Source organism: Acinetobacter sp. (assembly GCF_041919735.1).
Classification (GTDB): Bacteria; Pseudomonadota; Gammaproteobacteria; order Pseudomonadales; family Moraxellaceae; genus Acinetobacter.
In genome coordinates this window covers 26,420-41,787 of the sequence record NZ_JAYRTF010000009.1, presented here as the reverse complement: position 1 = coordinate 41,787, position 15,368 = coordinate 26,420, and the positions used below count along the sequence as shown (strand labels likewise).

Here is a 15,368-nt window from a genome sequence, read left to right as displayed (position 1 = left end):
ATTTTGTTCGGCAAATTACAACTTAAGTCTAATAAGGTGAACGTATGCAGTTTAAAATATTTTAGGCTTCATCTTATTGCCAAGCTGCTTAATCAACAAGAATAAAGGGGCCTTGATGAAACTTCAGCCATTTTTCAGCATCCGTGCCGGCGTGCGCTACCGGCCCTACTTCTTTATTTCCTTTTTATTTACGCTGATTTTGTACAGCCTTTTACGCTATTTCAGCCCTTGGGCATGGCCAAGCTGCCTGCTGATCAGCTGGAATATTGCGGTCTCCAGCTATCTGGCATTCACCATGCAGCGTTTATGGAATGCGGATCATCAGCATATTTTACAGCGCGCTCAGCAGCAGGATGCCAGCAAATGGCTGATTTTACTGCTGGTCTTTTTGACCCTGGTGATGTGCTTTATTGCCATCGTGGTTGAGCTGAATCATCTGCCGCAGAACTTCGGCAGCCGGCTGGCGCGTTTGGCGCTTTCCGCGCTGACCATTGTCTTTGCCTGGCTGTTCATGCATACCGTTTTTGCGATTCACTATGCGCATGATTTTTATCTGGCGGTGGAAGAATCCAAAGCAGGCGGGCTGGAATTTCCAAAAACCCCGCAGCCGACTTATCCGGATTTCCTCTATTTCAGCTATGTCATCGGCACATCCGCGCAAACGGCAGATGTGTCCATTACTTCCCGCCCGATGCGGGTGCTGAATATCCTGCACATATTGCTGGCCTATGGCTTCAATACCACTATTTTAGCTATCTGCATCAATGTGGCGGCCAGCTTTATTCAGGCTTAGCGCCGTTCCCGCCGCTTATCCGCCCGAATCAGGCGCAAAAAAAAAGGATGGCATTGGCCATCCTTTTTCATCAATTCCAGCTGGAATCCAGTTTATTTCACGCCGCGGGCAGTCAAATAATTTTTGATTACAGTGTTGAACTCTTCTGATTTTTCAACTTGAGACCAGTGGCCGCATTGACTGAAAATGTGCGCATCAGCATTTGGCACAGTATTTAAAATGTCCCATGTACGTGACACTGGAATCACCACATCCTGCACGCCATGAATCAGCAATACTGGCACAGTAATGTCTTTCATTTTTTCAAAATCAAGCGGGAATTCGAAACGGTCACGGTCACGTGCACCGACAACATCCATCAAACGATTCGATGCATAGTCATTTGCAGCAGATGCAAAACGTACTTTCACCAATTCGTCTGTGATCAAGTCTTTGTTGACTACAAACATCGACAATGTTTTCTTGATGCCTTCTTCAGTCAGCACTGGATTCGCATGCGCTTTCAGCGCTGCAGTTTGTTTCGCGCCGCCCGTACCCATTGACACAATGCCCAAGACACGGTCTGGATAATCCATCGCCAATTGGAACGCCAGCCAGCCGCCTAAAGAGTTGCCGACCAGCCAAGTTTTTTCAATGCCCAGCGCATCTAAAGTACGGATGGCATGATCCACCCATGCGCGGATGCCGTATGCAGTGCCTGGTGCAACCACAGTTTGGCCATAGCCGATAGTATCAATCGCGATGCAGCGCGCTTGTTCGCCAATTTGCGGCAAGTTCAGCCACCAGTTTGCAGCAGCAGATACGCCGGTACCTGAACCATGCAAAAATAGGATTGGCGTTCCTTCACCGATTTCGTGATAGTGAGTCAACTCACCTTCCGCGGTTTCAATCCATTTATCTTCTAAGCCGAAGAATGAATCCGTTTTATAATCAGGGATTTGAACTGTGCTCATACATACTCCTCGTACAGCGTAAGCGCCTGCGTTTCCATCTTTTATGCAGATTTAAACGCCAAGTGGATTAAAGTTTAAGGCTTTTCTACAGTCTCATATTAACCGCTATCCTGCCGCCAACTGATACAAATTTACGATCACATGCAACATATTAAATATTATTTAAGTATTTGTTTTATAATATTTTAATAAAACCCATACCCTTAATTTCCATCAGGTATTTTGCTGTTAAATATGCTGGAAGCAAAAAAGAGCGGCTTGAAAGCCGCTCTGGATTGAATGCTTGAATTAGAACTTATAAGTATAGGTAGTGGCTACACGGTATTCTTCCAAATCAGACTTGTAATCGAAGTTCGCATCGATATACATCGCCTGGAAACCTAAGCCTTTCAACTTACCTTCCGGAACCGTATAGTTCACAATCAAGTTCAGCTCATTCGAATCCTGATTGGTTTTGCCGTTGGTGTCTGCATCATAGCCGGAGAAATATACCGCTGTCGCATTCAGGCCTTTCGCGCCCAGTTCAGAGAAATCATAGCCATAGGTAAGGCCCCATGATTTTTCGTTTTTGGCGGTAAACGTCGCTACGCCCCAGTTCACAAGGTACGGCTGCGGCACCCATCCGCCCAATGTCGGGAATGCGCTGTCGCCAAACATTTGCTGGTAGCCTAGACCCAAAGTATGCGCGCCGTAATTGACTTTTGCGCCGACAGACAAGGCTTGGTTATCAATAGCGCCGTACAGCTTATCGCCAGACTCGGAGTTGTCAAAGTAACGGATATGGCTGTCTAGCTTGGCTTTTTCACCCAGCTTGGTTTTGTAGCTTGCGCCGACATAGTGCTGCTGATAGATATCCTGTACATCGGCATACCAGTAGCTGCCGCCAATTTCAGGGGTAAATTGGTGATCAATCCCTGCGATATACATCCCGTCAGATGCTGGGCCATTATCGTAATAGCTTGCGCCTTTTGCTGGAGCAAACATTGTCAAATCGCGGAACTGATTGTCATAACGGTTGTTGATGCCGTCAATATAAGCCACAGTCAGCTTGGTGTCTTTCAGGTCTTTTGATTCCAGCCATGCGCCGCTGTAAGTAGTCAGCAACTGACGTGACGGATCAAATACCAGCACTGGAGATACCGGCAAAAGCTCGCCCACTTTCAATTCAGTTTTTGACACTTTGGCTTTCAACGTTGCGCCGACTTTGCCGAAGTTGTCCTTTGACTCTTTGCCGTCATGCGGCAAAATGAAATCCGCATTGGCATCACGGCCATTCAGTTTAAAAGCATGCTGCACCAGCAGGTCTGCACCGACTTGAATGCCGCCGCCGATATCCGCATAGCCTGATTTCGCATCCAGCGTAATGCCTTGCGACCATGAACCCCAGTTTTTATTTGGGGTATCTTCAATTTGACGGTCCAAGTAAAAGTTTTTGAACTTCAGCTGGACTTGGCTATCGTCAATAAACGCTGCATGAGATGCAGCGGTTCCTAAAGTTGCTGTCGCAGCAAGAATCGCTATCCATAAATTTTGACGACGCATGGCTGAATTCCTAATGATCAGATTAAGCTATGGCCTTATCATGCAGGACTCTCTGCAGCCAAGAAATCCGACCACAGTATTAAGGTTTGACCGAAATCGTGCAAAATTACGTTTTTTAAAAATTTTGCTATTTTCCGCTTAATAACTTTCAGCAATAAGATATTTTGCAATCCAGCGCATACTATTCAACCTAATACATTGTTATAAATCGTTTTTTATATAAATAAATTGCATTTTTCCGACAAATGAAAATCATTGATCGCTTTTAAGTTTAAGTCCGCGCCAATCAACCATAAGCTTTTGAATACATTAATATAAATAGAATATTATACTATATTTCTTAACTATTAATATTTTTCAGCCCATTCTCGTTCATCCAGCCGCAGCAGGCTGAATGCCATGCAAAAGCGCAGCGCAGAGCGCTTCCTCCGCCTCAAAATCCGCAATAAAAAAGCGCCTGAAAAGGCGCTTTTTAAAGAATCCGGCTTAAATCAAATTAAGCATTGACTTCTTTGGCTTTCGACATGGTCAAGGCCAAGTCTTCGATCATATCTTCCTGACCGCCGACTGTGCCGCGGCGGCCCAATTCAAGCAGAATTTCACGCGCCGATACGCCATATTTTGCTTCAGCACGTTTGGCGAACAATAGGAATGAAGAATACACGCCTGCATAACCCAATGTCGCTGCATCACGGTCCGCACGGATGGGCTGCTGCATCATCGGTACAATTAATTCTTCAGCAATATCTTGTACTTTAAACAAGTCCACACCGGTTTCGATTTGCATACGGTTGGCAACCGCAACAAACAATTCAAGCGGTGTATTGCCGGCACCTGCACCCAGACCCGCAGAGGCTAAATCGACACGTTTGGCGCCCGCATCAACGGCTGCAATCGAGTTTGCCACGCCCATGCCTAAGTTGTGATGGCCATGGAAACCGATTTCGATGTCTGACGCCAAGTTGGCGCGTAAAATACCGACACGGTCGGTGACGTCTTGCGGCAGCATGTAACCCGCTGAATCCGTCACATAAATACAGTTCGCACCGTAAGACACCATTTTTTGCGCTTCTTCCAACAATTTTTCTGGAGACGCCATGTGCGCCATCATCAGGAAGCCCACAGTGTCCATGCCGAGTTTACGCGCAGCGGTAATGTGCTGTTCAGACACATCCGCTTCAGTTGAATGGGTTGCTACACGAATGGTCGCTACACCCACATCATGCGCCATATGTAAATGGTCAACCGTACCAATACCCGGTAACAGCAATGCTGAAACTTTGGCTTGTTTCAGATTCGGAATTACCGCTTTTAAATATTCTTCATCTGTCGCTGCGGCAAAACCGTAGTTGACAGAGTTGCCACCTAAGCCGTCGCCGTGGGTCACTTCAATCAGCGGCACACCGGCATCATCCAAAGCGGTGGCAATCGCAACCATTTGCTCAGGAGTGGTTTGATGGCGCATCGGGTGCATACCATCACGCAAAGTCATATCATTAATAATAATCTTAGACATTTTGGTATTCCTTAAGCTTCTGCAGCGTTTAATACGCGTTCTGCAAACATTTCTGCAGTACGCGCAGCCGCTGCAGTCATAATGTCGAGGTTGCCTGCATATTTCGGCAAGAAGTCTCCCAGACCTTCAACTTCCAGGAAGATTGAAACGCGGTTGCCGTCAAAAACTGGGCCATTCACCAGCTTGTAACCCGGCACATATTTTTGAACTTCTTTAATCATTGCGTGTACAGATTCAGTGATTGCCACTTGATCCGGCTCACCTTCAACCAGGCAATGAACCGTGTCACGCATCATCAATGGCGGCTCAGCCGGGTTAATGATGATGATGGCTTTACCTTGTTTCGCGCCGCCGACTTTCTCGATCGCGCCTGCAGTGGTACGGGTAAATTCATCAATGTTTTTACGTGTGCCCGGACCGACAGATTTTGTTGATACTGTGGCAATGATTTCACCATATTCAACCGGCTGAACGCGGGAAATGGCCGCAACCATTGGAATGGTCGCCTGACCGCCGCACGTTACCATGTTGACGTTCGGCACTTCACCTTGTTCAAGCAGCGCATCAAGATTGACTGGCGGCACGCAGAATGGGCCAATGGCCGCAGGCGTCAAGTCAATCATCAGTACGCCCAGCTCGTTCAGCTTGCGGCTGTTTTCCGCATGCACATAAGCCGAAGTGGCATCGAATGCGATTTTAATATCGTCTGCAATCACGTGCGGCAGCAAGCCGTCTACGCCTTCAGCCGTAGTTTTCAGGCCCATTTTCGCCGCGCGCGCCAAACCTTCAGAAGTCGGGTCAATCCCCACCATCCATACAGGCTCTAAAAATTCGCTGCGCTGCAATTTATAAAGCAAGTCAGTACCGATATTACCTGGACCGATCATTGCACATTTAATCTTTTTCATGAACAATTTCTCTTCAAAACGCTCTTAAAATCTGAACTTATTCAGCAGCGAAAGCAGCTGTTACAGAACCAAAGCCTTCAATTTCAACGACGAATTCGTCACCGGCATGCGCAACCACCATTGGGCCCAGCGCGCCAGTCAAGATGATGTCACCCGCCAGCAATGGACGGCCGCGGCGCACCATTTCGTCCGCCAGCCACACAGCTGCATTCAAAGGGTTGGCCAAACATGCTTTGCCGACACCTTGCGATACCACTTCACCGCCGCGGGTCATGGTCATTTTGCAGTTTACGAGGTCTAAGTTTTCCAGTTTCACCGGACGCGAACCGAGAACATATGCTGCCGAAGACGCATTATCCGCGACCGTATCAATCAAGCTGATTTTCCAGTTTTCGATACGGCTATCCACCACTTCTACCGCAGGCAGCGCATATTCAGTGGCGCTGATAATGTCCGCATAGGTATGCTTTTCTTGAGTTAAATCTTTATTGATGATGAGCGCGATTTCCGCTTCCACTTTCGGCTGAATCAATAGGCCGGCTGGGATCGCTTCGCCATCGCCATACGCCATGTCAGCAAACAGCATGCCGAAATCCGGCTGATCCACGCCCAGCTGCGCTTGCACAGCTTTAGAGGTCAAGCCAATTTTACGGCCGGTCAAACGGCGGCCTTCAGACAGCGCGCGCTGGGTATTTACTTCTTGAACTGCGTAAGCGATATCCACACCGGCCTGCTCTCCGCCTAATTCAGGGCGAATGGGCGCAACCGCAGTTTTTGACAATTCAGCGTTGCGTAATGCCTGCGCAACTGATTCAACAACAGCAGAATTCGACATCAATGTTTCCTCAAACTGCAAAAATTGGACTTATGCCGTCACTGCAAATGGATAAAATAACCGCTGATCACGCTGATATTTTTAGAGCCGTCCATGCTGAATCAGCTTCCATTACAAGCAAACGCATATCTGTTTAAACTGATTTAGAATCGGGATTTTGAGAAATGAATGCCAATACTTATTTTATTTGGGGCAATAGCTAATTCCTATAAATTAGCTTGGTTTTATTTTATAAAAACAGCGATATAGGATAAATCCTTAATAAAGCGCAGAAATAAGCCAGAACAGCCGGACGCGCATTCCCTGTCCAAAAACATCCGGCATACGACTAAAAGATGAGACCGACTGCTGGTTTTAAATACAGTTCACAGCCTGAGATCCGTGTTCAATTTCTAGTTATTCTTCATTTTTATCTGCATCCAGCACGCTCAAACCGCTCGGCACAGGCATGCAAAACGCACACTTATGCGCCATGCACACTCGGCCGGGCTGAACTCAAAGATGAGCCAATCTGATGCCGCTACACGGCTTCGCGCAGCGCCGACTGCTGCAGTAAAAAATGCCGCAGCGCATTCACGCTGTCTGCAATATACAAAGGCTGGAATTGATTCAGCGTGGCAATGCTGTGCACGCCATAACTGACTCCGACACGCGGCATGGCGATATTCAGCGCCATCTCTAAATCATAAGAAGTATCACCGACCATAATCGCCTGTTCTGCAGCAATGCCTGTTTCTGTCAAAATTTCGGCCAGCATCAGCGGATCCGGTTTGGAGCGTGTTTCGCTGGCCGCGCGGGTCGCCGCAAATAGCTCACGGCTATTGGTCTGGCCCAAGACACGGTCTAAGCCTTTACGGCTTTTTCCGGTTGCCACCGCCAGCTGCAGGCCGGCATCTTTCAGCTCATGTAGCATTTCAGACACGCCTGCAAACCACCGATCTCCTGTTGAGTTCGCCACATAATGATCCGCATAGCTTTTTAAAATAGCCGCATGCAGTTCAGGCACACTGGGAAACAGGCGCTGCGCCACTTCCGGCAGGCCTAAACCGATGATGCTTTTGGCATCGGCATCCGTCAGCGGCTGCGCAAACTGCTGCGCAGCAAATTGCAGGCTCGCCACAATCTGCCCTACCGAATCAAATAAAGTGCCATCCCAGTCAAAAATGATGAGTTCTACAGGTTTGTTCATGTAAAGGTTCCAATATTTGATTCATTTTAATCTATCCCAGCAAAGCAATGCGCTCAGCTTGAATAAAATTAAGCGTTTTTAGACGAGTCCATTCAGGCAATCCCCTCTCCTTTTAGGAGAGGGTTAGGGAGAGGTGCTTTTAGTCTCTAAAGAATAGCCCACATTCAGCAGGACTTATTCGTCATCCTGCGTCACAGCCGGCTTATCCGCTTTCTGCGCTCTCAGCTGCGCCACCAAACTCTGCATATCTTCCGGCAAAGGTGTTTCAATCACAGGATAGCCCGGGATTTCCAAACGCATTGCATGCAGGCATAAACGGCGCGGCTTCGGCCCTTTATATTCGGTGTCATGACCGTATTTTTCATCCCCCACCAGCGGATGGCCAATGCTTAAGCCATGCACGCGGATCTGATGCGTCCGGCCAGACAGCGGCGAAGCATACACCAGCGTGGCGTGCATAAAGCGCTCTTGCACCGTCCACTGGGTTCTTGATTCCTTGCCGTCTTTCGACACACGCACGCGGCGTTCGCCATTCGGCAATTCATAACGCAGCAAAGGCTGATCAATCAGCTGTTTATCCAAGCTGACCTGACCTTTAACGACAGCTGCGTAGGTTTTTTGAATTTTGTGCTCACGCAGCATATCCTGCAAGGTTTTCAGCACGCTGCGTTTTTTCGAAATCATCACCAGGCCCGAGGTATCCCGGTCAATGCGGTGAATCAGCTCCAAATACTTTTTGCCAGTTGCCGCGCGCAGGCCTTCAATCAGGCCATAAGCCACACCGCTGCCGCCATGCACAGCAATGCCGGACGGCTTATTCACCACCATCAGGCCTTCATCTTCATATACCACGCGGCTGAGCAGGCTCTGCGCCACTTTATCTGAAACCGGCGCAGCGCTTTCATCTTTTTGTTCATAGCGGATCGGCGCCACACGGACTTGGTCGCCGATATTCAATTTGGTTTCAGCCTTTACGCGCTTTTTATTGACGCGCACTTGGCTTTCACGGATTAAACGGTAAATGCGGCTTTTCGGCACACCTTTTAAACGGCTAAACAGGAAATTATCAATACGCTGACCGGCTTGATGCTCATCCACTTCAAACCAAGTGACGCTTTGCCATTGCTGTGTAGAATTCATACAGTTACTGTGACCTAAAAAAATACCGAAATTGATTAAAAACTGATCATTTAGGCTATGCTTTACACAAGAAACATAAGCTTAGCCCATAGGCAGATGATGCAAGGTTTGATATAGTCAGCGCACGGAAACCATCGTAAGTGAGTCAAAGTAGGTTAGTTTCAGATTTTCTGAATACAGCCGAACTCTTAAGCACTCACGCAAAACGGGAAGGTCCCCAAAGAATTATGCCGACGCCGAAGGCTTATTATATCGGCAAAACTGCAAGCTGTTGCGTTTAATTGCATCTTAAGATGCAAAAGCAGCTTGCCCCAAAAAAATATGCTGCCAACTTGGTTGGCTTTTAAACGTAAACTGATACACATCAGATTAGTCGCACCCTGATGCCGCATTCAGGCCACAGCGCTTGATGCATTGGATCTGCACAGTTTGCAAAGATACGATGATAATTCCGTATCAAGACGTTCCCCTGACTTAAATGAAGGGATGTTCTTCGAGCAATGTGACAGTGAAAGTTACTCACATCCAATGCACCGCTCGTCCGCCAGTGAAAGGCACAGGTGACTTTAATCGTTTAAAGATTGAAGCCGTATTGCCATCATCAATACGTGAATCACACACCGAAGCCCATCAAAAAAGGCCGGTAAAAAGCTCAGAGCACAATGTGTTTTTTGAGGTCTGAGCAGTTGATCCATGCTGTCTGATGTTCGCTGCGTGTATAGCGATGTCTTGCTGTGTATCACTATTAGGTGTTACACCCATGAAACGTATGTTGATTAATGCAACACATGCCGAAGAGATTCGCGTTGCACTTGTCACTGGTCAGCGTCTTTACGATTTCGACTTAGAGAATCGTACCCGTGAACAAAAAAAATCAAATATCTATAAAGGCCACGTGACTCGCGTAGAGCCTTCTTTAGAAGCTGTCTTTGTTGAATATGGCGCAGGCCGTCAAGGCTTCCTGTCTATGCGGGAAATTGCCAATTCATATTTCAAAGCGGATCCTCGCCAAACTTCAAATATCCGTGAATTGATCACTGAAGGCACTGAGCTTTTGGTGCAAGTGGAAAAAGAAGAACGCGGCAATAAGGGCGCAGCTTTATCTACATTCATTTCACTTGCTGGCCGTTATTTGGTGCTGATGCCAAACAACCCGAAAGGCGGCGGCATCAGCCGTCAAATTTCAGGCTCTGTGCGTGAAGAACTGAAAGAAATGCTGGCGTCGTTAAGCGTACCGCGCGGCATGAGCGTGATTGTACGTACTGCCGGCATTGGCCGTTCTCAAGAAGAGCTTCAGCTGGATCTGCAGCATTTGCTGGATCTTTGGGCGCAAATCCAAAGCACTGCAAACTCTGGCCCATCGCCTATGCTGGTGCATCAGGAAGCTGGCGTCGTCACCCGCGCCATCCGCGACTACCTGCGTGACGATGTTGCTGAAATCCTAATCGACTCAGAACAAGCCTATAACGAAGCTTATAACTTTGTTAAAGCAGTGATGCCGCGTCAAATTGACAAGCTGAAAACCTATACTTTAAATGAGCCTTTATTTGCTCATTTCGGTATCGAAAGCCAAATTCAAACTGCCTATGAACGTGAAGTGAAACTTCCGTCTGGCGGTTCAATCGTGATTGACCAAACTGAAGCGTTGGTGTCGATTGATATCAACTCTGCAAAATCGACCCGCGGTCATGACGTTGAAGAAACAGCGCTCAATACCAACTTGGAAGCGGCTGAAGAAATTGCCCGTCAATTGCGTTTACGCGACATCGGTGGCTTGGTGGTGATCGACTTTATCGACATGACCAAAGACCGCAACCAGCGCATGGTTGAAGCGAAACTGCGTGAAGCGACACAAAGCGACCGTGCGCGCATCCAATTCGGCCAGCTGTCACGCTTCGGCTTGATGGAAATGAGCCGTCAGCGTTTACGTCCGTCTCTTGAAGAAGCGACTGGCTATGTTTGCCCGCGCTGCCACGGTACCGGCATGGTGCGTGACCTGCGTTCTTTATCACTTTCAATCATGCGTAAAGTGGAAGAAATTGCGCTGCGTGAACGCCATGGTGAAGTTCAAGTGGAAGTGCCTGTTGAAATCGCCGCTTTCCTATTGAACGAAAAACGCCACAGCTTGGTTTACCTTGAGCAAACCTCAAATGTCCGCGTAACTGTATTGCCGCACCCGCATTTGGAAACGCCGCACTACGAAATTTCGTACAACCCGGAAGGCTTTGCGCCAACCAGCTACGAACGTACAGAAGCAACCCGCTCTAGCGAAAAAGAACTGGGCTATGAATCTGCTGAATGGCATTTGGATGGTGAACAGCCAGTTCAAGCGCCTGCTCAGCCGCAAGAAAAAGGCCTGCGCAAGCACAGCAATAAGCATGCAGCTGCAGCAGCGCCTCAGCAGCCAGCCGTACAAGCTGCACCTGCGCAAGCTTCAGCAAGCCCATGCGCTTGGCTGGAAAATCTGTTTGTACAAAAACAAGCCGCAACCATTGACCAATCCCGCACTGCAAACAATGCCGCTGCAGCCATTGAACAAATGGTGAATGGCGGCGCAGTAAGCCGCGGCCAGATGGGTCAAGTTTCTGCTGCACCAGTGCAAACGGCTCCTGCAGCTGCTGCACCGGTGAACAATGCGTACTTAACGCCATCAACGGTTGCCATGAAAGCAGACAGCCGCGATGCCGATAAGCATCCTGCGGACAGAGAAGAAAAACCGCAGCGCAACGCCAACAACAGCAATAAAAAACCGCGCAACAAACATAAAGAGCCGCGTGAACAAGCTGTTCAAGACAATGCGAACCAGGTGCACGAGGAAATTGTTCAAGTTTCCCGTCAAGAACAGCGTCAGGAAGCGCGTGAAAACAAACGCAATTCCCGCCGCCAGCACAGCAGCGAACAGCAGCAGGACGTTCAAAACAATGAACAGTCGCAAAATGCCGTACCGCGCCGTGACCGCAATAGCCAGCGTCCAAACCGCCCGAACCGCCACCGCGATCAAAGCGTATTGAACGAACAGGCTGCTGCGCCGCAAGAAGCTGCTGCAGCTGAACAGGCAGCGCCATCACGCCAGCCGAAAGTTGAGCAAATTGATGCGCCGCGTCAGGACATCATGACAACTGCACTGGTGGTGAATGTCGATCAAGCGCAAAGCGAAATCGTTGCTTTAGCTGGTCAAGCTCAGCCTGCCGCTGCAGCCGCGAAAGCTGAAAAACCGGCAAAAGCGCATGCGCCTGCCGTTCAAGCAGAAAAAGCGCCAGCAGAAGCTGCGCCGGCACCGCAGCATGATGAGAAAAAACCGCATCAGCAGCCGGTTAAACGCGCCAGCAATGATCCGCGCCAGCGCCGCCGCCAGCAGCGCGCAGCGCAAGCTCAGCAGGCTGAAGCGCCAAAAATTGCGCCGTCTCAAGTGCCGACACTGGGTCAATACACAGTAGGCAGCCTCATCAAGCATGTGTATGGTGAAGACTGCTCTGTACTGATTGAGCAATTTGGCTTAATTCCAACATTCAACCGTGCATTGCAAAAATTCACGGAAGAATATGCAGCCACTTTAACTGCTCCGGCAGCTGAAGCGCCTGCAGAGAAAAAGCCCGTCACTCGCGATGTTGCCATTGCAAAAGCTGCGCCGGAAGCAGAACCTGCGCCAGTTTTGGACTTAACGCCGCCAAAACCGGTGTCGGAAAGCCGTGTGGCCAATGACCCGCGTGAACGCCGCCGCTTAGCCAAGCAAGCGCTGGAACAGGCTAAAAAAGCGCACGCTGAAGAACCAGCAGCTGCAGCACCGCAGGCCGAAACGCCAGTTGAAGCCGCTGCAGAATCTCCTGCAGCGCCAGCAGCTGAACCGGCGGTGGTTGAAGTTCAAGCAGAACCGGTTCAAACCGAAGCGCCAGCCGAGCCAGTGCAAGCAGAATTGCCTGTAGAGGCACCTGCAGCAGAAGAAGCACCTGCAGCAGAAACGGCTGAACCAGCAGCGGATGTAAAAGCGCCAGCCGCAGAGACAGCTGAAAACGCTGATTCAGAAGCCGAACAAGCCAAAGCGGACAAGGACAAACCTGCCCGCCCGCGCCGTCCGCGCGGACGTCCGCCGAAAAAAGCCAGCCCTGCATCTGAGTAATGATTTGCTCAATTGCAGCTGAATAAAAAAATCCAGTCATTTCGGTGACTGGTTTTTTTTTGGTACTTTTGTCAGATTAGGTTGATTGCACTAGAACGAAACGATTAAAAGACATGTGTGAAATTAGCGCAAAAGTTTTTTTGTGCAGAGAGAAACCGCATCGGACGGCGAAAAATAAATAGGATTATCATGAGTCAAACTACACAACACGATTTAATTGGAATCACTGACGTTGCTGCCAAAATACCGGGCTTCATCGGCAAAGTCCCGAATTTATTGAGCGGTCTTAAACAAGCCTATTTACGCACCCCTAATACTCCTGCGGGACTGGGCATTGCTTTTGAAAAGGCCGTTCAGCGCAACCCGGACGGCTGCGCCCTGCTGTTTGAAGATCAAAAATATACCTATAACAAACTGAATGCCTGGGCCAACCAAATTGCGCATTATTATTTAGCGCTAGGCGCGCAAAAAGGCGATGTCATTGCCGTCATGATCGAAAACCGTTCTGAGCTGGTGGCCACCATCATCGCTTTGGCAAAAATCGGTGTGACTGCCGCGCTGGTCAACACAGCGCAAACCGGCAAAGTGCTGGTGCACAGTGTAAATCTGGTGAAGCCGATTGCCCTGATCAGCGGTGAAGAATGCCGCGCCGCTGTAGATGCCGTGCGCGGTGATTTGAATCTGGCGGCGGACCGCTTCCATTGGTTTGCCGATCAGGCGACACGCCAGCATGCCGGAACAGCGCCGCAAGGCTATATCAATCTTGCCGAAGCCATTCAAGAATTTCCAACCTTCAACACACCCGCCACACGCAGCGTAAAAGGCAAAGACGGGCTGTTCTACATTTATACCTCCGGCACGACTGGCTTGCCGAAGGCGGTGATTTTCACCAATAGCCGCTGGACTTTGGCTTACGGCACCTATGGCCATGTGCTGAATTTGAACGAAAAAGATGTCATGTATGTCACCCTGCCGCTGTATCACGCCACAGGCACAGTCGTCTGCTGGTGCGGCGTGATTGCCGGCGCTTCCACCTTGGCGCTGCGCCGCAAATTCTCCACTTCTTCATTCTGGAAAGATGTGCAGAAATTTGATGCCTCAGCGATCGGCTATGTCGGCGAACTGTGCCGCTACCTGATGGATGCGCCGCCTTCCGAATTGGAAAAAGGCCATCGCGTGAAGAAAATGATCGGCAACGGCATGCGTCCAAATATTTGGGATAAATTCAAACAGCGCTTTGGCATTGAGGAAGTGCTGGAGCTGTATGCATCCAGCGAAGGCAATGTCGGCTTCAGCAACGTCTTCAACTTTGACAATACCGTCGGTTTTTCCCCCACTCCTTATGCCATCATTCAATTTGATAAAGAAAAGAATGAGCCAGTCCGCAATCAAAAAGGCTGGTGCATGAAAGTGAAAAAAGGCGAAGTCGGCCTGTTGGTGGGCAAAATCACCCGCCGTTCACCGTTTGACGGCTATACTGATACGGAAAAAAATAAATCCGTGATCATTCCCGATCTGTTCAAACACGGCGATGCCTATTTCAATACCGGTGATTTAGTGCGCGACATCGGCTTCCGCCACGCGCAGTTTGTCGACCGTTTGGGCGATACTTACCGCTGGAAAGGCGAAAACGTCTCCACCACTGAAGTGGAAAACATCGTCAGCGAATACAGCAAAATTTCCGAAGCGGTAGTCTATGGCGTAGAAATCCCCAATACCAACGGCCGCGCCGGCATGGCCGCAATCACCCTGACCGATCATGCCGCGCTGGATGAAGCTGACTGCAAGCAGATGGCGGCGGAGTTTAAAAAGAATCTGCCGGCCTATGCGGTTCCGGTATTCCTGCGCGTCCAGCAGAAAGTGGAGACGACCGGCACATTTAAATATCAAAAGAACAAACTAAAAGAACAGGCTTTTGATCCGAATCAAACCGATGAACGGATTTTGGTGCTGCTGCCGGGCCATGATGCATATTGCGATGTCAGCGCAGATATTTTCGCCAATATTCAGGCTTATAAATACCGTTTCTAAGGCAAACAATTGCCTGTTTTATCAATAAGACAGGCAATTTTGTTGTATTTATAATCAAACAAAAGCAAGTTTATGTTTTTTTACTTGCGCTTGGATGAGATCTTGCTACAATACGCTCCATCAAGAGAGATGGGTCGTTAGCTCAGTTGGTAGAGCAGTAGACTTTTAATCTATTGGTCCCGCGTTCGAGTCGCGGACGACCCACCATTTTCTCTGATATTCCTGATGGGTCGTTAGCTCAGTTGGTAGAGCAGTAGACTTTTAATCTATTGGTCCCGCGTTCGAGTCGCGGACGACCCACCATCTTTCTAAAATTTCCATTTTAGAATACAATTTAGAAATAC

At 48.9% G+C, this 15,368-nt stretch carries 10 protein-coding genes and 2 tRNA genes; 5 read left to right on the top strand and 7 right to left on the bottom strand.

Annotated elements, in window-relative coordinates:
* Positions 1 to 115: 115 nt before the first annotated feature.
* Positions 116 to 793 carry a DUF1345 domain-containing protein gene (locus ACE3T3_RS07045; protein WP_374665391.1) on the top strand — a complete coding sequence of 226 codons (678 nt, stop codon included), beginning with the start codon at positions 116 to 118 and terminating at the stop codon, positions 791 to 793.
* A 92-nt stretch (positions 794 to 885) separates the two neighbouring features.
* On the opposite strand, the gene ACE3T3_RS07040 is transcribed toward ACE3T3_RS07045, so the two are convergent.
* The 7 genes from ACE3T3_RS07040 to ACE3T3_RS07010 all read right to left on the bottom strand — a co-directional run bounded on the left by ACE3T3_RS07040 (position 886) and on the right by ACE3T3_RS07010 (position 8,876).
* Positions 886 to 1,746 (bottom strand): alpha/beta fold hydrolase, encoded by an 861-nt coding sequence (locus tag ACE3T3_RS07040; protein ID WP_374665389.1) that lies wholly within the window; start codon positions 1,744 to 1,746, stop codon positions 886 to 888.
* Positions 1,747 to 2,034: 288 nt separating this feature from the next.
* Positions 2,035 to 3,288: an OprD family outer membrane porin gene (locus ACE3T3_RS07035; RefSeq protein WP_374665387.1), complete on the bottom strand. Its 1,254-nt coding sequence runs from the start codon at positions 3,286 to 3,288 to the stop codon at positions 2,035 to 2,037.
* Between the two features lie 496 nt (positions 3,289 to 3,784).
* Positions 3,785 to 4,804 (bottom strand): 4-hydroxy-2-oxovalerate aldolase, encoded by a 1,020-nt coding sequence (dmpG, locus tag ACE3T3_RS07030; RefSeq protein ID WP_374665385.1) that lies wholly within the window; start codon positions 4,802 to 4,804, stop codon positions 3,785 to 3,787.
* Between the two features lie 11 nt (positions 4,805 to 4,815).
* The gene (locus ACE3T3_RS07025; RefSeq protein ID WP_374665384.1) at positions 4,816 to 5,712 is read right to left on the bottom strand and encodes an acetaldehyde dehydrogenase (acetylating); all 897 of its coding nucleotides are present in this window, start codon (positions 5,710 to 5,712) and stop codon (positions 4,816 to 4,818) included.
* Between the two features lie 37 nt (positions 5,713 to 5,749).
* Entirely contained in the window at positions 5,750 to 6,547 is a 798-nt protein-coding gene (locus ACE3T3_RS07020; RefSeq protein ID WP_374665382.1) for a 2-keto-4-pentenoate hydratase, read from the bottom strand.
* A gap of 520 nt (positions 6,548 to 7,067) precedes the next feature.
* Positions 7,068 to 7,736: an HAD-IA family hydrolase gene (locus ACE3T3_RS07015; RefSeq protein WP_374665380.1), complete on the bottom strand. Its 669-nt coding sequence runs from the start codon at positions 7,734 to 7,736 to the stop codon at positions 7,068 to 7,070.
* Positions 7,737 to 7,910: 174 nt separating this feature from the next.
* Complete coding sequence (locus tag ACE3T3_RS07010) at positions 7,911 to 8,876, bottom strand: RluA family pseudouridine synthase (protein WP_374665378.1); 966 nt, start codon at positions 8,874 to 8,876, stop codon at positions 7,911 to 7,913.
* A gap of 760 nt (positions 8,877 to 9,636) precedes the next feature.
* Here ACE3T3_RS07010 and ACE3T3_RS07005 point away from each other — a divergent pair.
* From ACE3T3_RS07005 to ACE3T3_RS06990, 4 genes are all read left to right on the top strand, one after another.
* Positions 9,637 to 12,993 carry an Rne/Rng family ribonuclease gene (locus ACE3T3_RS07005; RefSeq protein ID WP_374665376.1) on the top strand — a complete coding sequence of 1,119 codons (3,357 nt, stop codon included), beginning with the start codon at positions 9,637 to 9,639 and terminating at the stop codon, positions 12,991 to 12,993.
* A 189-nt stretch (positions 12,994 to 13,182) separates the two neighbouring features.
* Complete coding sequence (locus ACE3T3_RS07000) at positions 13,183 to 15,024, top strand: long-chain-acyl-CoA synthetase (RefSeq protein ID WP_374665374.1); 1,842 nt, start codon at positions 13,183 to 13,185, stop codon at positions 15,022 to 15,024.
* 131 nt (positions 15,025 to 15,155) lie between these two features.
* Positions 15,156 to 15,231, top strand: a tRNA-Lys gene (locus ACE3T3_RS06995).
* Positions 15,232 to 15,251: 20 nt separating this feature from the next.
* Positions 15,252 to 15,327 (top strand) — tRNA-Lys (locus ACE3T3_RS06990).
* Positions 15,328 to 15,368 lie beyond the last annotated feature (41 nt).